Origin of the sequence: Acinetobacter sp. LCT-H3, from assembly GCF_001866125.1 — a bacterium.
In the GTDB taxonomy this organism is placed as follows: domain Bacteria; phylum Pseudomonadota; class Gammaproteobacteria; order Pseudomonadales; family Moraxellaceae; genus Acinetobacter; species Acinetobacter schindleri.
In genome coordinates this window covers 22977-41831 of sequence record NZ_MODX01000019.1, presented here as the reverse complement: position 1 = coordinate 41831, position 18855 = coordinate 22977, and the positions used below count along the sequence as shown (strand labels likewise).

The following is an 18855-nucleotide window of genomic DNA, read 5'->3' as shown; positions in this document are numbered from 1 at the left end:
CTATTCTTAACTTATATCTTGATAAGTTATCTACTTTTTCAATTCAGCTATTATCTGCGAATCACTGATCAGGACTGGAACTTTAAGCTTGCAATACTAAGTCAGTGGTTCTCGGCTGTTTTTTATCAACCTGCTCAATATACTGATCACTACATCAGTATTATCATCTTGACCATAATGATGGCCTATTTGGCACTTTATGGAATCAGCAAGTTCAAAAAACTGGAGATAGACGCAGATCAAATTTATTGGTCTTTGGGTCATATGAAAATCGGTCAAATCTTTCCACTGAATGCCCGTACTAAAATTCAGTATATTTTAATTCCACCACACAACCCCGACATTCATCTATTTAAACTTAAAACTGATCAGCAAGAATTTAATATTAACATGAGTGAGTTTTCAGCTGAGGATCAAAAAACCATACACATGTTATTAAAATCCTTGAAAATTCGTTGTTAAAAAAAATCCCGCTCAACTGGCGGGATTTTTCAAATCTTACATCTGGGACTGAATATAATTTTGCAGACCAATCAGCTCAATTAAACGTAGTTGCTTTTCAAGCCAGTAAGTATGATCTTCTTCTGTATCTGACATTTGCTGACGTAACATGTCACGCGTCACGTAGTCACCCTTCTCTTCACACAGTTTCACGCCTGTTGCCAGTTTTTGACGAACTTCATATTCCAGTTTCAGGTCAGCTTTCAGACAGCTCACCACATCTTCACCGATTTCTACATCATCACGGGTCATGATCGGTGTACCTTCCAGAAACAGAACACGGCGAATAATTGCGTCCGCATGCTGTGCTTCTTCCTGCATTTCATGATCAATACGTTCAAAGATTTTGGTCAGGCCCCAATCTTCGTACATACGAGAGTGGATCAGGTATTGGTCGCGAGCAGCCAGTTCGCCACCGATCAACATATTCAAATAATCTACGACTTCTGGATTACCACGCATTTTTATAACTCCCTCCCTACCTTTATGGACTTATTATGGAGAAAATCATCTGGATTTGCAAAATAAAATTTACGTAAATATATGATTTTTAAATAATTAAAATGAGAAGTACTTTCATTTACAGTTTTAGTTGAATAAATTCCTATTTATAAAACAATACCTTGCACTCAGTACTCAGCTTAGATGAACAAGATCAAAGTACTTTTATAATGTATTGTTTTTTGTAACTAGATTCAAAATCATTGTGGCCTATATTCATTGAACTGCATGCGTATCAAATCAGAAACGCTGAGTGTATCGGCATCAAGTTATCCTATAAGCAAAATTAAGCTTGTTCATTGGTATAAACAAGCCAAATCTTCGTCATGCACCGACAAGCTCACTCATCCTCAGATGAAAATAAGCTTAAGCTGAAGTCCAACGTGCATTTCTCCATGCTTGTTGTTGCTTTGAATCTAAAAAAGTCCAAGCGACAAAACGACTTTCTTTTTGCCCCTGCGTCATTTTAATGATTTTCACATCCCCTGCTCCGCTCTTACGCAACGCATTTAAAAGCACAGGCAATGTGGTTTTCTTAGAAACGAGTGTGCTAAACCAAAGACATTGCTCAGCAAACTGTATGCTCTCTTGTACCATTTGGCAGACAAAGCGTTCTTCACCACCGTCACACCAGAGTTCATTTTTTTGACCACCAAAGTTTAACACCACCTTTGTCCGATCAACCGGCTTGCCGAGTTTTCTTAATTTTTGCGTTGCTGTGGCATCTGCTTTATCTTGCGAGGCATGAAATGGCGGGTTACACATCGTCAAATCAAAACGATCTGTAGGTTTAATCAGACCTTTGAAAATATTGTTTGAGTTCTTCTGCAATCGAATCTGAATCCCTTTACGTAGATTTGGATTCGCCTCGACAATAAATTGAGCACTTTTAACGGATGCAGAATGAATGTCTGAGCCGACAAATTTCCAACCATAGCTACGATGACCAATGATTGGATAAATACAGTTCGCACCAACCCCAATATCTAAGACTTGAACTGCAGGTCCTGTTGGAATCTGACCTTGATGATTGGCACTCAACAAGTCCGCCAAATAGTGAATATAATCGGCTCTACCCGGAATCGGTGGGCAAAGATAATCTTGAGGAATATCCCAATATTGAATGCCATAAAAATGCTTCAGCAATGCCTTATTGAGCATTTTCACAGCCAGTGGATCAGAAAAATTGACTGAAAGATCGTTGTATTGATTCGGGCTGACAAAAGGCGCAAGTTCCGGACAAGTCTTCATTAACTGAGGGAAATCGTAACGACTGCGATGCAGATTTCGTACATGTAATTCCGATTTTTGTTGCGGAAAAGTTTTCTTTGCTTGCGCCATGTGTATGCCAATCATCAACGGGAGAACAGAATCATCTGATGAGACAGGCTCAATACCTGTCAATAGATCAATATTGTACGTGAATTCAGTTCATCATGACGAGCCCAACCCAATCAAGCCATTAAAAAAGACATCCGAGGATGTCTTTTTTAATTCATGCTTAAGATCGATTAAGCAGGAAGTTGACCATGCTCTTTCATTAAGGCAATAAACTGTTCTTCATTTAATACTGGCACGCCGAGCTTTTCTGCCTTATCCAGCTTCGAACCAGCTTTCTCACCTGCAACCACACATTTGGTTTTACTCGACACACTGCCACTCACACGTGCGCCTAAAGCTTGCAGCAATTGAGTTGCTTCATCACGCCCCATGGAACTTAAAGTTCCAGTTACCACCCAGCTTTCGCCATTCAAAGGCTGACGTGTTGGCGCAATTGGTGCATCCCAGTGAATACCCGCTGCCAATAGACGATCCAGTACTTCCAGATTATGCGGTGCCTGGAAGAAATCCAGAATCCATTCAGCCGTAATATCACCGACATCTGGGGTTTTCTTTAACGCATCAAGATCAGCACGACGTAAAGCATCCAGCGTCTGGAAAGTATTGGCCAGCATACGTGCTGTGGTCTCACCGACACCACGAATACCTAATGCATAAATGAAAGCAGCCAATGTCGTTTTCTTACTGTTCTCGATAGAATCAATCAAGTTCTGAACAGATTTCTCGCCCATTTTTTCAATCTGTAGCAGCTGATCACGATGTTCATGCAGGTGATAGATATCGGCCACATCTTTCAACAGATTTAAGTGCAATAAAGATTCTACCCAACGATCACCCAAGCCTTCGATATCCATTGCCTTACGTGACACAAAGTGACGGATGGTTTCAATACGCTGTGCAGCACAATACAACTCACCTGAACAGCGCGCCAGTGCTTCACCTTCTGGCATCACTACAGGGGAACCACACACCGGACAGTTTTCTGGCAGATGTACTTCAACTGCGTCAATAGGACGGAATTCTGGCCAGACTTTTTCAACTTTAGGAATGACGTCCCCACTACGGTAAACGCTGACCGTATCCCCGATCCGGACATCCAGACGGTGAATTTCCCCAATGTTATGCAAGGTCACATTGGAAACTGTCACGCCACCAACTGCGACGGGATTCAAGCGTGCGACAGGGGTCAAAGTCCCGGTACGACCCACCTGCCAGTCAATATTTTCAACTGCCGTCAGTGCTGCAACTGCAGGAAATTTATAAGCCGTTGCCCAGCGTGGTTCACGACTTAAAAAGCCCAATTGCTGTTGCTGTTTCAGGTCATTGACCTTGATCACCATGCCATCAATTTCAACACTGAGGTTTGGACGTTCCTCATTGATCTGCTCATAGACTTTCTGTACTTCTTCAATGCTATCGCAGATAAAATGACGCTCACCCACGGCGAAACCAAAGTGCTGTAGCCATTCCAGACTTGCAGACATCGTAGTCTGTCCATGATGCGGCACACACTGCGCAATACCATAGGCATAGAATGCGAGTGGCCGTGAAGCAGCAATATTTGGGTCCAGCTGACGCAAGCTACCTGCGGCAGCATTGCGTGGATTAGCAAAAGTCTTTTCGCCTTTGGCCAAGTTCGCCGCATTCAGCTTCTCAAAACCGGATTTCGGCATCAAGACTTCACCGCGTACTTCCAGCAGGTCAGGCACCTTACAGTGACCTTCACATAATAATTTTGGCAGGTTGCGGATAGTTTTTACATTCTGGGTAATGTCTTCCCCAGTTTCACCATCGCCACGCGTTACACCACGTACCAATACGCCATGTTCATACCACAGGGAAATCGCCAGACCGTCAAATTTCAGCTCGACATCATATTCAATTTTCTGGTTCGGCAAGCGTTCTTCAATACGGCGGGCAAAGGCAAATAAATCTTCTTTATTAAATACGTTGCCTAAAGACAGCATCGGTACGGCATGCGTTACAGTCATGAATTTTGCTAAAGGCTGACCACCTACACGGTTAGTCGGTGTATCCGGCTGCACCAATGCTGGATATTGTTCTTCAAGGGCTTTGAGCTGATGAAAAAGCTGATCATATTCACTGTCCTCAATCGTCGGCTGATCCATCACATAATAGGCATGATTATGCTTGACAATCAGTTGAATCAGCTGGCGCATTTGCGCAACGACAGTGGTTTCCTGGGTCATAGTTTCACCATAAAAAAGGGCGGAAAACCCGCCCTGTATATTCTTCAGTTTTGGCTATTATAAAAATCGAAATGTCCAGTTTCAATACAGAAACTTAGACTTCTGCTGGCTGTCCCGCACGGTAATCAATCGCCTGATGACGCCAGAACTCACGCAGCTGCGGTGTAAACTCCTGCTGGTTCTGATCATAGACAATACCGTCTACTTCACGGGCAATCAGACGTGAAATACTGTCCATGGTATCAAAAGCATTTTGTACATCACTGTGCGGCAGTGCCAGGAAGAATGCCAGACCTTTTACTTCTTCAGTTGACAAAGTTTCCAGATCAAAACCTTCCATACCGGTATCGGTGATCTGTAATACCGAGAATAGCAGTTTAGAACCATCTTCGCTGTAGCGATGGAAACAAGCCAGCTCACCATAGCGTAGGCCGTATTTCAGCAGAACTTTTAGCGTTTTTTCACCAGACAATACACGACCTTGTGGAATGACGCTCAGCGAAATAATCATTTCTGCATTCGCCAATGCACACTCATCATCCACGACTTTCTGTTCATGCAGATGCGCATCAAGAATACTGCTTTCATCTTCAAAGTCTGAAATTTCAGCTTTTTCAATATTACTGTTCAGGCTAAATTCAGCAGGTTTGACTTCCTCTGTAACAGCATTTTCAGCCTTAGCTTCCTCAGCAAATGATTCTTTTACTTCAGCTTTTGCGACTTCTGCTTCAGCCTCTTGAACGATTGGCGTATCCAGCGGGCTTGCAGATTCTGCTACAGGCTTGGCTGTTTCCGTCAATGTCGGCTCTACTTTTGCCGTTTCTTTTGGTTCTGTTGCAGGTGCTGTGCTTTCAACAGTTTCCGCATTCAGGCTCGGTTCAACACGTTGCGCCTCTGCCTCCTGTGCTGACAGCTGGGCACGCACATGACGCGGAATAACCGGTGTCTGACTGTCTGGATCAATATGTAATTCCGAATCCAATGATGGTGCTGCATCAGCAGGTTTTTTCATGATCATTCGAATGCCCAAGAGCATAATCACGACTGCTACAACAATCCCGAGAATAGTAGTGATTTCCATTTTATGCCTCCGCAGCTAAGCCGTATTCTTTTGCCTGTTCCAAATTCACTGTAACCAGTTTTGAGGTGCCCGGTTCAGGCATGGTCACACCCAAGAGGTCTGTTGCCATCATCATTGCAAGCTTATTATGTGTGATGTAAATAAATTGCACTTGTTCTGAAAGCTCTTTGACTAAATTACAAAAACGCCCCACGTTCGCATCATCCAATGGTGCATCGACTTCATCGAGCACACAGAATGGCGCTGGATTGAGACGGAAAATCGCAAACACCAAAGCCAATGCTGTTAATGCTTTTTCGCCACCAGACAATAAAGCCAATGAACTGTTACGCTTACCCGGTGGTCGTGCCATCAGTTTTACACCTGATTGCCATCCGTCTTCAAGACTTAAGCTCGCTTCGCCGCCATTAAATACTTTCGGGAACAGGTTTTGCAATTCAGCATTGACCTGATCAAAAGTATGCATAAACAACTTGCGCGTTTCCTGATCGATGCTCTTCATGGCCGCCTGCAGCTGCTCGACGGTATTTTCCAGATCCTGAATCTGATGGCTCAACTCATTATAGCGTTTTGAAACCTCTTCATATTCTTCAGATGCTGCAAGATTCACCGCTCCGAGCTTGTCGAACTGCGATTGGGCTTTTTCCAGCTTGACCTGATGTACTTTGACTTCGATATTCAGACCAGTAATGACTTCACTATTCAATTCTTTTAGCTGCTCAGAATAGTGTTGCAGATCAGATTTAGCTGCCTGCCAGGCCAGGCGTTTCTGTTCCAGTGTATTCCGCAACATTTCATCCTGCTGCTGGAACTGATGACGCTGTTCAGTGAGCCGCTGTTGTTTATTTTGTACCTGATTCAGCTCGACCTGCCATTCCGACCAGGTTTTTTGCAGTTTCCCTGTCAATTCCACCTGCTCGTTAAACTGGCTTTCCAGATGCGGCAGTTCTAACTGTACCGGATCAATAAATTTCTTGGCCTGTTCAATCTGGCTAATAATTTGCTGGTATTGCTCTTTCAGGAATACCCGGTCTTTTTCTAGCAATTCGACTTGCTGTTTGGACTGAACCGATTGACGACGAGTAATTTCCAGTTCCTGCTGAGCATTGTGGGTTTGCTGCTGGCAATCTTCCAGTTGCGTAGTCAGTTCATCCAGCTGGAATTGCAAGGTCTTATAATTCGGTAAAGCCTGTTCCAGTTTTAGGTTTAATGCATGCAGATCAATTTCCAGATCATCTTTTTGCATTGCATCTTCTTCAAGCTGTTCATCTAGCTGCTGGAGCTGGTTCTGCAACTGCTGTTTCTGCACAGCAAAAGCCTGAGCGGCGCTTTGCACTTTGGCAATATTTAAGTCCAGCTGTTGCAGCTGCTTCTGTGCCTGTTGCTGTTGACTGGTGATTTGCTGTAGCTGAATTTGCAGCGCTGTCAGCTGTTCTTTTGATTCAGCCAAATGCTGTTCAGCTTGGCGGGATTGCTCTTCCAGCTTAGCTAGTTGTAGTTCAATTTCATCCAGACGAATCCGGTGGCTCAGTGCGCCTTGACCTGCCTGGCTAGCTTCATCAAACTCTAGTCCAATCACCCAGTCTGGACCGACATGATAAGCATCTAAACTAAGGATGGATTGACCCGACTGCAATTGGTTTTGTAGTTGTAGCGCTTGCTGAAGGGTTTCCACTACGGCGACCTGCTGCCATAAAGAATACTGTGGTTTTTCAATCCAGTCCGCCAGAGATTGGACATTTGCTAGCTGGATTTTAGCAGGCGATTGCTGTGCTTTCAGTTGACGTGCTGTATTTTCCAGAAAATGATCTGAATCCGAAAGTACCTGAGCAGACAGCCATTTTTCCAGGAATTTTTCGATCAGGCTGGCATGGGCTTTGCCCTGCTCATTCAGTTTTAGCACATGCATCAGTTGCACGGTATCCGCTTTAGCTGCCGGATTAGCTTTCGCCAGAAGTTGGGAAAGGTTTTTCTTTTCTGCATTCAATACTTGCAACTCAGCTTTCAACTGTATCTGTTGTTGCTGTTGTTCGCTATGTGCCTGTTTGACCTGTTCCAGCTGCTGGCTCAGCTCAACATAATGGCTTTCTAGGCGAATAAGCTGTTGTTCAGTATCAGCTTTCTCCCGATGATACTGTTCCAGCTCATCTTGCTGTGCTTGATTCTGAATCTGAGCTGATTGTTGCTGCAAGGTTTCTTTTTGCTGCTCGATACGAACGATATTTTTAGCTAATTGCTCGCTTTGTGCCAGCATCTGCATCTTGCGCTGCTGTTGCTGTTCGACTTGAGTTTTAATCTGAGCAAACTGGGTCGCGACTGAAGCCTGTTGAGATTTCAGTTCCTGCAAACCTTGTTGCTGATCCTGACTTAAACCTTCCTGTTGTTGTAACTGTGTGGTTTGATCTTCTAGTTGCTCTTGTAGGGTATCCAGTTGCAATTCAATCAACTGTAAACGTTCTTTGGTTTGAGCTTTCTGTTGTTCTAGTTGCACCAGGCTGGTTGAGTTTTGCTCCAGCAGAGACTGTTTCTGCTTCAGGTTTATTTCTAGTTCAGCTAGCTTTTTCTCGGCCTGTTGCCATTCATTTTGCAATGGGGTGGACTGCTGAATCAGACGCTGAAACAGCTCACTGGTTGCTCCCAGATCGTGCTCAACCGTGGTCAGTTCAGAACGTACTAACTTGAAGCTGTCGCCTAGCGTGTTCATCTCAACGGTATATTCTTCCTGCAAGCGCTGGCTTTGCTCGCACTGGAATGACAGTATTTCAATTTTCAGGGTACGGATCTGCCCTTCGAGTTCTTTATATTGAATTGCAGTTTCGGACTGGCGTTTTAAGGTTTTGAGTTGGGACTTGAGTTCGGAAGCAATATCTTCTAAGCGAGACAGATTCTGGGTGGTATGTTCCAGATGCTGCATGGTTTCGCGACGGCGGGCCTGATAGCGCGATACGCCCGCTGCCTCTTCGATATAAACCCGCATTTCTTCAGGCTTGGCATCGACCAGACGGTTAATCATGCCCTGCTCGATAATGGCGTAGGAACGTGGTCCCAGACCAGTACCCAGGAAAATATCAGTGATGTCACGACGACGACATTTGGTGCCATTCAGGAAATATTCAGACTTGCCATCCCGGTTGACCTGACGGCGTACGGCCAGCTCGTTATAGGCATTATAGGCACCGCCGAGCTTGCCATAGGTATTTTCAAAGCGCAGTTCTACACTGGCAATTCCCACCGGTTTACGTTTGGCCGTTCCGGTAAAAATCACATCCTGCATGCTGCCGCCCCGTAACTGACGGGCACTCGACTCCCCCATTACCCAGCGAATTGCATCGATGACGTTAGACTTGCCACAACCATTGGGCCCCACAACGGCAGTCCGGTTATCTTTAAAGTGTAAAGTTGTACTATCGGCAAAAGATTTGAAGCCTGAAAGTTTTAAACTGCTTAAACGCATAATGTCCTGATTTAACGGCGCGAGCGTCTCGCCCACGCAAGTTCAATTTGTTTCATCCGTGTTAGTGATTCCAACACAAGGTTGCGCAAGTGTCGACAAAAATCTTCCATAAATAAAGTGGCCTGATGTGATTTTCGGCTCAGAATTGCATCAGTTACCAGCTTAAACAGATCAAAAGATTCTTGTAGCTCGCGCTTGGAAATATTCAGGGTTAAAAAGTAACTGCGTCGCAGTGAAGGCAGTAGCTCATGGTAGTAACGCATCAGATAGGGATTACCAACCATGTCCTGCTGCTCCAAGCCCTGAAAGATCAAATCATAAAACTTTTCGGTGTGACCTTGACGGGTTTCCGCTTCTAATTGTTCTAATAATAGCTGAACACGCTCTGCCTCATGCGGGCGCCAGGTTTCAGCCATACGCTGCACGATCTGACCTAGCAGAAGACAGCACATTTCAAACAGGGCACGAACTTGCAGTGCAGACATTTCTGAGACAATGGCACCGCGGCGCGGATAGATTTCGATGAGCTGGGTGCGTTCCAGCAATAATAATGCCTCGCGTACAGAACCACGACTGACATCAAGTTCTGATGCAATTCTCAGTTCCTGGATCCGCTCACCTTCGACGAGCTCACCACGAATAATCTGTTCACTGATATGCCTGGCGATCTGCTCAGACAAGCTGTTTGCTTTTTCCTCGTGCATGGCCATCCTGTCTTTATTTTTATTGATGCAGTTCTTGTCATGCTGAATGACTTTTCATTTATTTAACCTATTTTATTGAAGGAATGCTTTGACATTGTCAGACAATATTCTGTCTACGCAGCCAACCAGCCTCTATATAAACCAGCTTAGCGGTTGTTTATGCTGTTTTTTATTCTCTTTATCAGCGTAAATATATTTATCAAATAAAAAAAGAGAGTACTTAAACTCTCTTTTCTGCAATCTGTATTAAATAAATTACCTTACAGAAAGGCTCTGACACCCTGATAAATAAAATAGCTACCGACAACGCTTAATAAGGTCGCAAAACATTTCTTCAACATGACCGGTGACAATAGATGTGCCACTTTTGCCCCCACTTTGGCAGTAAAGAAACTCATGATACTGATACCGATAAAAGCATATATATGAATATAGCCAATGGTATTGGGTACCGTAACATCCGACTGCTTACCAAACCACATAAATCCGAGTGCGCCAGCAATCGCTATGGGGAGTCCACATGCAGCTGAAGTCGCCACGGCTTTTTGCATCACTACGCCACACCGGTTTAAAAATGGCACTGTCAGACTGCCACCCCCAATTCCAAAGATTGCAGAGGCAATACCAATTCCAGCCCCAGTCGCCATTTGTTTTGGCGTAGAAGGTAGTGTGCTTGCTGGATCAATCTTGATATTGGCACGGCTAAACATTCGAAAAGCCACCCATACTGCAAAGAAACCAATCAAAAGCTGCAGGCCTTGACCCGGTAAATAGTCTGCAATGCCTGCACCGAGAAACGATCCAATCACCAAACCAGGTGCCAGATTACGGAAAACAGGCCAAAGTACTGCACCTTTGAGATGATGTGCCATGACCGAACTGATTGAGGTCACAATAATCGTCGCCAAAGAGGTTCCTACTGCCATGTGCATGATGACACTTGGATCGTACTGGAGCTGGGTAAATACAATGTACAGAATTGGCACAATAATCAGGCCACCACCGACTCCAAACAGGCCTGCGGTGAAACCAGCAATTGCACCAATCAACAAATATATGATTAACTCCATAACGACATTTACCACGTTTAAATTCAGATGGATGTAGAAACTCGCGAACTGCAGCAACTGCTTAAAGATGCAGGACAACTGCCTGAAGTCCTGTTGCTGAAACCCGTCACCACTTCGACCAATGACGATGTCCGGGATCTCGCTCAAAAAGGCATTCGACAGGTATTGGTCAGCAGTCGTGCCCAAACTCAGGGCCGGGGCCAACGTCAACGCCAATGGATTTCTCCGGAAGGTAATATCTATTTAAGCACATTGCTGAATACAGAGATACCGATTGATGGTCGTCTCGCGCTTGAAGTTGCACTCAACATTCTGCAAATGCCTGGCTTGCAAAAGCTTGATCTGCAAGTGAAATGGCCAAATGATTTATATAGTCAGAATGCCAAATGGGGCGGCATTCTGGTAGAGCCGATCTCTACCCATCAGGCAGTGGTCGGTGTGGGAATTAACCTGGCCCCGATTGAAGCAGAACAATTGGATCAGCCGATCACTTCCCTTTCTGAACTGGGCCTGGCTACAGTGATACGCAACCAGCTGATTGCTGAACTCTATCAGGCCATTCAACAGGCAGGTCAATGGTTTAATCATGGCAGCCATAATCTGGCAGCACGCTTTAACCATCATGCAGCTTTCATTCAACAACAGGTGGAATTTACTGACCTACAAGTACAATATGCAGGCATCTTTGTCGGCATTCAGGAAGATGGCGCGGTGCAGATTAAGACTGAATCTGGTATTCAAACCTTTTATCAAGGGCAATTACGTTTAAAGACTGGTAGCTAAGGCAAGATCAATGAAAAAATTATGGCTGGATATTGGCAATACACGTCTTAAATACTGGATCACGGAACAAGACCGTATCATTGAACATGCGGCTGAAATGCATCTACAGTCTCCAGCGGATTTACTGCTGGGTCTGATTCAGCATTTTATGGGATCAGGCTTGCATCAGGTGGGAATCTCTTCTGTACTAGATAAGCAAAATAATGACCGTATCCTGAAAATTCTAAAACGCCTGAATATTCCAGTGATCTTTGCCAAAGTTCATGCTGAATATGCAGGCCTGATCTGTGGTTATGATGATCCGGCTCAACTCGGAATTGACCGTTGGTTACAGGTGTTGGCAGTTGCAACATCGAATACACAAAACTATTGCGTCATTAGCTGTGGTACCGCTCTCACCATTGACTTGGCTCAAGGGCAAAAACATCTGGGGGGTTTTATCCTGCCAAACTTACATCTACAGCGGGATGCCCTGATTCAGAATACTAAAGGCATTAAAATTCCAGATGCTGCGTTTGAAGAGCTGAGCCCGGGACGCAATACCATTGATGCAGTACATCACGGTATTCTGCTCGGGCTACTCAGCACCATTGAAAAGGTGTTGAGTGACTTTCCTGCCCAGCTGATTCTCACGGGTGGAGATGCCCCTCTGTTTGCACAGCATTTACAATCCTTTCACCCCGTGATTGAATCCGACCTGTTACTTAAAGGCCTGCAGCATTTTGCAGCTCATTTAGACCATATAGCCGCTGGATGACTTCCAGTAGCTGTGGGAAATCCGCATAACCATCAGTTTTTTCAAAATGTCCTGCCTGCAAGACTTCAAAAATCTGGGTATTGAGAAGTCGATGGGCCAGACTTAAAGACATGGCAGTGGGTACATGTGGATCATTGTTAGAAATGTACATAACCCCGTATTTATAGCTTTTAGAAAGTGTTTTGAAATCCAGTTTTACACTGCGCACTAGATCATTCAGTTCTGACCACATCACCAGCGGCTGATCAAAACCTGCCACCATCACTACTCCACGAATAGCTTTACGGTGAGTCAGATAGTGCTGTTCTACGAATTTCAGCACACTCAGGCAGCTCAACCCGTGTGCTACCAGAATGGTATCGGCATCCATTTGCGGGATCTGCACTGCCAGACTTTGTTGCCAATCTTGCATTTTCGGTTCTAATGGATTGGCTAACATGATGCGCTTAGCATCAATACCAAGTTTCTTGACCTGTCGACTTAACCACGGATACCAATGGTCATTAGAGGTCGACTGATAGTCATGAATGATATAAACGTTTCCTGATTTATTTGTCATCGCTGTATACTTATACTAATTGTTAAAATAATGATGCTACTGGCTCATTGTTTTAACATGTTTTACAAAGCTTTCAAGCAAATTTCCAGACCACTAGCACCCATTTTGTAAAGTTTAATTTTTCAGCCTCGAAACACTTATTGGCGTATAAGATTTGGTTCAATACTTTGCCAGACTTCAAGCAGTTCAGTGCAGCCTTGCGAGTCAATAAAATGACCAAAATGCTGAGCCTTAATCACTTGTGCATCCAGACTTTCTGCCTGTTCCAGACTAAATTTTGGTGCTACCCGATCATCACCTTCAGAATAGATGACCACTCGTTCCTGAATCTGCTGCTTCAATAAATCAAAGTCAATTTGGGCAGCATCAATAAATGGATTCACTTCTTCCAGACGTCCGAGTCGCCCATTAAAACCAGCAATGAGTACGAGTTGCTTGATTTTCTGCTGTTTCAATTTATGAGATAAATAATGCAAAGCCGCAATAGTGCCTAAGCTGTGAGCGATAAAGATACTGTTCTCATCGACGCTTTCTATCTGCTCCTGCATCTGCTTTTGCCAGGTTTCCAGCCGAGGTGTGGTAGAGGGATCAAGTCGTAAAACTTTTAGGCTTACATCTTCTTCCTTAGCTTTTTGCTGAATCCAGGGATACCAGTTTTCATCTGGACCAGCCGTATAGCCGTGTACCACAATCACTTGCGTCATTTTATTACTCCTGTGTTTGCATTTTTTAAAGAGTCTGCCTCAGCTAACGACAGGATTGGGTAAGTAAATGTATGCTTTGATTAAACTGTATATCTTAAAAAGCAAAAAAGGCGCATGAAGCGCCTTTTTTTAAACAAAGAACTTATTTCTTGTCGTTGCCGCCGAACAGTGGACCCATGCCACCACCGCCGCCAAACTGTTTCTGCAAGCCGCCGAGTGACTTCATCATTTTTGCCATACCTGATGGATTGGCAAATTTCTTCATCATTTTCGCCATCTGGGCATGCTGCTTGATCAGTTTATTCACTTCAGCAACATCCATACCACAGCCTGCTGCAATACGCTTCTTACGGCTTGGGTTCATCAAGTCAGGGTTACGACGCTCTTTAACAGTCATAGACTGGATGATCGCTTCCATTTTCTTGATTTGTTTTTCAGGGTTGGCTTGAGCAATTGCATCCTGAAGGCCAGCACTGCTCATCCCTGGAAGTTTATCCAGGAAGCCCATCATGCCACCCATCTTGTTCATTTGCTCAAACTGCATCAGCATATCTTCAAAGTTGAAGCTGCCGCCTTTCTGCAGTTTTTTCGCCATTTTCTCGGCTTTTTCTTTGTCGATTTTGCGTTCAACTTCTTCGACCAGAGAAAGCACGTCACCCATGCCAAGAATACGCTGTGCCACACGTTCCGGATGGAATGGCTCAAGCGCATCCAGCTTTTCACCCATCCCCAGGAACTTGATTGGCTTGCCAGTAATAGCACGAACAGAAAGCGCTGCACCACCGCGTGCATCACCATCAGTCTTGGTCAGGATTACACCGGTCAAAGGTAGAGCATCGTTGAAGGCTTTTGCAGTATTTGCCGCATCCTGACCAGTCATGGCATCGACCACGAACAGGGTTTCAGTTGGGCTAATCGCAGCGTGCAACTCTTTGATCTCGTCCATCATGTCATCATCGACATGCAGACGGCCTGCGGTATCGACAATCAGGACATCAGCAAACTGGATTTTTGCCTGTTCGATGGCACGGTTAGCAATATCAATTGGACGTTCATTGGCATTCGATTCAAAGAAAATCGCACCTACTTCACCCGCAACCGTTTGTAGCTGCTTGATTGCTGCTGGACGGTATACGTCGGCAGACACCATCGCGACTTTTTTCTTTTGACGTTCTTGTAAGAAACGTGCAAGTTTTGCAGCAGTCGTGGTTTTACCCGCACCCTGCAAACCAGCAAGTAGCACAACCACAGGTGGTTTTGCTGCCAGGTCGAGGCTCTCGTTCGCCGCACCCATCATCTTGGTTAATTCGTCATAGACAATCTTGACGAAGGCCTGGCCTGGAGATAACTGAGTCATCACTTCCTGGCCCAATGCTTCTTCCTTAACTTTCGCGATAAATTCACGAGTTACAGGTAACGCAACGTCGGCTTCAAGAAGTGCCATACGTACTTCACGTAACGTATCTTTAATATTGTCTTCGGTTAGCTGCCCTGAGCCAGTAACATTTCTTAAACTCTGCGTGAGTCGTTCTGTTAAGGTATCAAACATTGCAAAATCCGCTTAAAATAGCCGTGAGCAAAAAATTGTTTCTTAAAATAGAAAATTTATGCATAGAATGCTATAGGATACTGTAGTTCGCATCGAATTTATATAAATGAATATTCATCACCCTTAAAAAGGTTAGACATGGTTAGCCTCCCTCTGGTTTATACAATTTTGGCATTAGTCGCCTATACCGCATCTTTCTGGTATTTGTTTGTTCATTTAATGTCGAAACGTATTCCAAATCAGTGGTTTGTCGGTATCACGGCCGCTCTTGGTCTGGTGTTACATGGCATGGTTCTTTATGGTGACATGCACACCCCGATGGGGATAAATTATGATGTCTTTGTTCTGGTTTCGTTTACTTCCGGACTGATGCTTTTACTGAGTCTGGCTTATAGTACCTATCGCCCTATTCTGCCATTGAATCTGATTGGTATTCCGGTTGCAGCGACTGGCCTGATTTTAGGCTTTGCTTTTACCCCACAAGCCAAAATCATTGTGCAGAACTCGCTTGGTCTTGATATTCATATTATCCTGTCATTATCTGCCTATGCAGTGCTGCTGATGGCCACCATTCAGGCGGTGATTCTGCGTTTTCAGGACCGTGAACTCAAGAAAAAACAGAAACGCCGGGTCTGGGTCAATCTGTTACCATCTTATCAGGATATGGAATCATTGCTGTTTGATATGCTGATGACCGGTTTTGTCTTACTGACTATTGCCTTAGGTTTCGGCTTCTTTACCATTGATGATTTCTTCGCCCAACACCTCGCACATAAAACAGCATTTAGTATTATTTCCTGGCTGGTCTATGGCGCTTTACTGATTGGTCACTGGAAATTTGGCTGGCGTGGACAAAAGGCTGTTCGTTTTACTTTAATCGGTTTTGGTTTGCTGGCTGTAGGTTTTATCGGTTCCAAGTTTGTGCTGGAAATGTTGTTGAATAAGTAAGTTTAAGATTTTTTTAAAATTAATATTTTCATAAGCCCAACTACTGGGCTTTTTATTTGCCAAAACTTAATCTGGATTTACTCTGCCTACCCGTACCGACAGGGGCCAGCGGATGACTCTGGGCAATTCCGGATCTTCCCATTCGGATAACGTGGTATCTGCCAGTATATTGAGTGGGTTATGTCCCAAAGCTTTAGTAGCTGCTTTAACAGCTGACCAGGTACTCATATAACCAATCAGCTGGTAAAAGTTCCATTCAACTTGCAGCACAGGGGACGAAATTGAAATTTCTTGGAATGGAAATGCCAGATTTTGATAACCTTCATCTACATGATGACGTTCTGGCGGCCAGTATGAAGCAAGTGTCACTTCATAAAAATGCCTGAAATAATGATTCAAATGCTCCTCATCAACATTAAAAACACCATAAGTAATCAAAGCCAGAATGGCATTTGGTTTCGCAATACGTTGTACTTCTGCATAAAACTTATCCAGGTCCAGCCAATGTGCAGTTTGCGCTACCGAAATCAGATCAACACTCTGGTCAGCCAGAGGAATATCTTCTGCTCTAGCTTGAAGATATTGTATTTTTGAATGAGGCCTGGCTTGGGCAAGCTGTTCAGCACTGCCATCAATCGCAATCACCTGATCGAAGTAATTTGCCAAGACCTCTGAAAACTGCCCTGAGCCACAACCAACGTCTAGAGCCAGTTGTATATCAGGTGACAGCTCTGACAATATCTTGCCCAACATGTCTGGATAATGTGGACGAAACAAGGCGTAGTCCTGTGACTGCTGGGAGAAATAATCCTTGAAATGAGGCTGTTCCATACTGCCATCCTGAAAATTTATTGTTCTTTTCAATATAGCCATCAATATTTAAAACTCTATTATTTTATTGTGCTGAAGACAGCTGATCTGTTGATATGTACTAAATCCATTCTCACGCTCTCTCCCTTTATAAGCATGAAATTTAAACTACCTGGACATTCAGGCGAAAAAGCCGTATAACACCGTTTTTCAAATTCACAGGTGTTGACTGTTGAAACTTGTTCTTGCACCCATGGAAGGCTTAACGGACCCGATTATGCGCGATGTACTGACATCCGTCGGAAGCTTTGACTGGTGTGTGACCGAGTTTATTCGTGTCACAGATTCGCTGTTGCCGGACCATGTTTACCATAATTATTGCCCTGAACTCCTAAATGAAGGTAAAACTGCAGCCGGTACACCGGTACATGTACAGTTCTTGGGGAATAATCCGGAAATGCTGGCAGCCAATGCAGTCAAAGTTGCTGCTATGGGGGCACCCGCAATTGATATGAATTTTGGCTGTCCGGCTAAAACCGTCAACCGTCATCGTGGTGGTTCAGTACTGCTGGATGAACCTGAAGTCGTGTATGAGCTGGTGAAAGCTGTGCGTGATGCGGTTCCTGCACATATTCCGGTATCCGCAAAAATGCGGCTTGGCTATATGGACCGTAACTTTATGCTGGAAAATGCCCATGCCATTGAAGATGCTGGTGCTGCCTGGGTAACAGTGCATGCGCGAACTAAAGCGGATGGCTATACCCCACCTGCATTCTGGGACCAGCTACAACCGATCCGTGAAGCCTTAAAAATTAATGTCATTGCCAATGGTGAAATCTGGACAAATGCCGATGCCAAGCAATGTCAGCTAGAATCTGGTTGTGAAGATCTGATGATTGGACGCGGTGCAGTAACGACGCCTGATCTGACTCAATGTATCCGTAAAAATAGTGATGATCCACTCATTAGCTGGAACGAACTGCTTGGTCTGCAAATTCGTTTTCTGAATGGTTCCTATAAAAAAGAAATGAATATGGTCGGTCGTTATAAGCAGTGGCTCGGCATGATGTCCAAGCATTATCCTGAAGCGAAGTCGCTATGGGATGAAGTAAAACGGGTAAAACCGCTGGAAGAAATTACTGAAAAGCTCAGATCTGCTCAGCATTCAGCTAAAAATCCCTGAACTTTTCAGGGATTTTTTATTTAACTTGCTTACGCTGCTTTAAGCCCTCTATATGTTGACGATTGGTCTGCCTGGATTTCTCCAGCATAGCCTTCTCCAGATGCAGCTGAATCCGATTGAGTTTGGTTTCAGAAATTACCGGCTCTTGAAAGCTTTTCACGTAATCCGTCCAGCTGGCATTACGAAAAACATTTGCTGGCATCGCGGTCTTAAACTCAGCTTCTGGCATAAACACCACCAGTGAATGGATATGTTGTGGACTTAAAACGTCTGTCAGAACCTGTTCCAGCACTTTGACGTGTTTATAGTTCTGATGCAGCGGATTCTGGAATTTATAACTCTGTTTATAAAGTTTTTGAGTCCACATTTTTTGACGTTTACCACCAAAAATCCAGCCTTTATAGTTCTTGGTTTCAATCACAAATAGCCCAAATGGGCTTAACAGTAAATGATCAATCTGGGTAGTAGTCCCTTGCCCATCCTCAAAGGTCAGGTCATTCATCAAAATATAATGCGGCTGTTTAAGATAGCGTTTAGCATGCACAATAACGGCAAACTCACCGAATTTCCCTTTGAGATATGGTTTAAATAGCTTGAATAAAGCTGCTAAGGAAAATAAAAGAAACAGCCACCAGAAACTTTCAATCACTGGGGCGAAAAATGGATTCATTTTGTTGGGTCAGATTTTTATTAGGATAGA

The 18855-nt window shown here is 44.2% G+C and carries 16 protein-coding genes; 4 read left to right on the top strand and 12 right to left on the bottom strand.

All coding sequences use genetic code 11. The features are described from left to right. Positions 1 to 498: 498 nt before the first annotated feature. The 7 genes from ftn to BK820_RS10695 form a co-directional block, all read right to left on the bottom strand. Positions 499 to 963: a heteropolymeric bacterioferritin subunit Ftn gene (ftn, locus tag BK820_RS10725; RefSeq protein WP_071320903.1), complete on the bottom strand. Its 465-nt coding sequence runs from the start codon at positions 961 to 963 to the stop codon at positions 499 to 501. A 405-nt stretch (positions 964 to 1368) separates the two neighbouring features. Further along, positions 1369 to 2343, bottom strand: coding sequence for a 23S rRNA (adenine(1618)-N(6))-methyltransferase RlmF (gene rlmF / locus BK820_RS10720; RefSeq protein ID WP_071320902.1), 975 nt, complete (start codon positions 2341 to 2343; stop codon positions 1369 to 1371). 170 nt (positions 2344 to 2513) lie between these two features. Then, the gene (gene ligA / locus BK820_RS10715; RefSeq protein ID WP_071320901.1) at positions 2514 to 4553 is read right to left on the bottom strand and encodes an NAD-dependent DNA ligase LigA; all 2040 of its coding nucleotides are present in this window, start codon (positions 4551 to 4553) and stop codon (positions 2514 to 2516) included. Positions 4554 to 4647: 94 nt separating this feature from the next. Further along, positions 4648 to 5634, bottom strand: a complete 987-nt coding sequence (locus BK820_RS10710) for a cell division protein ZipA C-terminal FtsZ-binding domain-containing protein (protein ID WP_071320900.1) — start codon at positions 5632 to 5634, stop codon at positions 4648 to 4650. A 1-nt stretch (position 5635) separates the two neighbouring features. Then, positions 5636 to 9088: a chromosome segregation protein SMC gene (gene smc, locus BK820_RS10705; protein ID WP_071320899.1), complete on the bottom strand. Its 3453-nt coding sequence runs from the start codon at positions 9086 to 9088 to the stop codon at positions 5636 to 5638. 11 nt (positions 9089 to 9099) lie between these two features. Then, complete coding sequence (locus BK820_RS10700) at positions 9100 to 9792, bottom strand: GntR family transcriptional regulator (RefSeq protein ID WP_071320916.1); 693 nt, start codon at positions 9790 to 9792, stop codon at positions 9100 to 9102. A gap of 260 nt (positions 9793 to 10052) precedes the next feature. Next, a complete protein-coding gene (locus tag BK820_RS10695; RefSeq protein WP_071320898.1) occupies positions 10053 to 10862 on the bottom strand; it encodes a sulfite exporter TauE/SafE family protein in 810 nt (269 codons plus the stop codon). Positions 10863 to 10889: 27 nt separating this feature from the next. On the opposite strand from BK820_RS10695, the gene BK820_RS10690 reads away from it, so the two are divergent. After that, positions 10890 to 11645, top strand: a complete 756-nt coding sequence (locus tag BK820_RS10690; protein ID WP_071320897.1) for a biotin--[acetyl-CoA-carboxylase] ligase — start codon at positions 10890 to 10892, stop codon at positions 11643 to 11645. Between the two features lie 10 nt (positions 11646 to 11655). Further along, positions 11656 to 12402, top strand: coding sequence for a type III pantothenate kinase (locus BK820_RS10685; protein WP_071320896.1), 747 nt, complete (start codon positions 11656 to 11658; stop codon positions 12400 to 12402). On the opposite strand, the gene BK820_RS10680 is transcribed toward BK820_RS10685, so the two are convergent. From BK820_RS10680 to ffh, 3 genes are all read right to left on the bottom strand, one after another. Continuing rightward, a complete protein-coding gene (locus tag BK820_RS10680) occupies positions 12350 to 12961 on the bottom strand; it encodes an RBBP9/YdeN family alpha/beta hydrolase (protein WP_005221048.1) in 612 nt (203 codons plus the stop codon). The two genes, BK820_RS10685 and BK820_RS10680, sit on opposite strands and share 53 nt — an antisense overlap. Before the next feature lie 137 nt (positions 12962 to 13098). Continuing rightward, entirely contained in the window at positions 13099 to 13665 is a 567-nt protein-coding gene (locus tag BK820_RS10675; protein WP_071320895.1) for an RBBP9/YdeN family alpha/beta hydrolase, read from the bottom strand. 142 nt (positions 13666 to 13807) lie between these two features. Further along, on the bottom strand, positions 13808 to 15214 hold the full coding sequence (gene ffh / locus BK820_RS10670) for a signal recognition particle protein (protein WP_004811236.1): 1407 nt from the start codon (positions 15212 to 15214) through the stop codon (positions 13808 to 13810). A 138-nt stretch (positions 15215 to 15352) separates the two neighbouring features. Between ffh and BK820_RS10665 the strand changes: the two genes are divergently transcribed. Continuing rightward, entirely contained in the window at positions 15353 to 16162 is an 810-nt protein-coding gene (locus BK820_RS10665) for a cytochrome C assembly family protein (RefSeq protein ID WP_004893275.1), read from the top strand. A gap of 66 nt (positions 16163 to 16228) precedes the next feature. Here BK820_RS10665 and BK820_RS10660 read toward each other — a convergent pair whose 3' ends face one another. Continuing rightward, positions 16229 to 16993, bottom strand: coding sequence for a class I SAM-dependent methyltransferase (locus BK820_RS10660; protein ID WP_071320894.1), 765 nt, complete (start codon positions 16991 to 16993; stop codon positions 16229 to 16231). Between the two features lie 211 nt (positions 16994 to 17204). Between BK820_RS10660 and BK820_RS10655 the strand changes: the two genes are divergently transcribed. Continuing rightward, on the top strand, positions 17205 to 18155 hold the full coding sequence (locus BK820_RS10655) for a tRNA dihydrouridine synthase (RefSeq protein WP_081409058.1): 951 nt from the start codon (positions 17205 to 17207) through the stop codon (positions 18153 to 18155). 16 nt (positions 18156 to 18171) lie between these two features. On the opposite strand, the gene BK820_RS10650 is transcribed toward BK820_RS10655, so the two are convergent. Further along, a complete protein-coding gene (locus BK820_RS10650) occupies positions 18172 to 18825 on the bottom strand; it encodes a nuclease-related domain-containing protein (RefSeq protein ID WP_071320892.1) in 654 nt (217 codons plus the stop codon). Positions 18826 to 18855: the final 30 nt, after the last annotated feature.

Excerpts from the sequence above, each read along its gene's own strand:
- ftn (WP_071320903.1), bottom strand. The coding sequence starts at position 963 with ATGCGTGGTAATCCAGAAGTCGTAGATTATTTGAATATGTTGATCGGT.
- BK820_RS10695 (WP_071320898.1), bottom strand. The coding sequence starts at position 10,862 with ATGGAGTTAATCATATATTTGTTGATTGGTGCAATTGCTGGTTTCACC.
- ligA (WP_071320901.1), bottom strand. The coding sequence starts at position 4,553 with ATGACCCAGGAAACCACTGTCGTTGCGCAAATGCGCCAGCTGATTCAA.
- BK820_RS10700 (WP_071320916.1), bottom strand. The coding sequence starts at position 9,792 with ATGCACGAGGAAAAAGCAAACAGCTTGTCTGAGCAGATCGCCAGGCAT.
- BK820_RS10675 (WP_071320895.1), bottom strand. The coding sequence starts at position 13,665 with ATGACGCAAGTGATTGTGGTACACGGCTATACGGCTGGTCCAGATGAA.
- BK820_RS10710 (WP_071320900.1), bottom strand. The coding sequence starts at position 5,634 with ATGGAAATCACTACTATTCTCGGGATTGTTGTAGCAGTCGTGATTATG.
- rlmF (WP_071320902.1), bottom strand. The coding sequence starts at position 2,343 with ATGGCGCAAGCAAAGAAAACTTTTCCGCAACAAAAATCGGAATTACAT.
- smc (WP_071320899.1), bottom strand. The coding sequence starts at position 9,088 with ATGCGTTTAAGCAGTTTAAAACTTTCAGGCTTCAAATCTTTTGCCGAT.
- BK820_RS10665 (WP_004893275.1), top strand. The coding sequence starts at position 15,353 with ATGGTTAGCCTCCCTCTGGTTTATACAATTTTGGCATTAGTCGCCTAT.
- BK820_RS10650 (WP_071320892.1), bottom strand. The coding sequence starts at position 18,825 with ATGAATCCATTTTTCGCCCCAGTGATTGAAAGTTTCTGGTGGCTGTTT.
- BK820_RS10685 (WP_071320896.1), top strand. The coding sequence starts at position 11,656 with ATGAAAAAATTATGGCTGGATATTGGCAATACACGTCTTAAATACTGG.
- BK820_RS10680 (WP_005221048.1), bottom strand. The coding sequence starts at position 12,961 with ATGACAAATAAATCAGGAAACGTTTATATCATTCATGACTATCAGTCG.
- ffh (WP_004811236.1), bottom strand. The coding sequence starts at position 15,214 with ATGTTTGATACCTTAACAGAACGACTCACGCAGAGTTTAAGAAATGTT.
- BK820_RS10660 (WP_071320894.1), bottom strand. The coding sequence starts at position 16,993 with ATGGAACAGCCTCATTTCAAGGATTATTTCTCCCAGCAGTCACAGGAC.
- BK820_RS10690 (WP_071320897.1), top strand. The coding sequence starts at position 10,890 with ATGGATGTAGAAACTCGCGAACTGCAGCAACTGCTTAAAGATGCAGGA.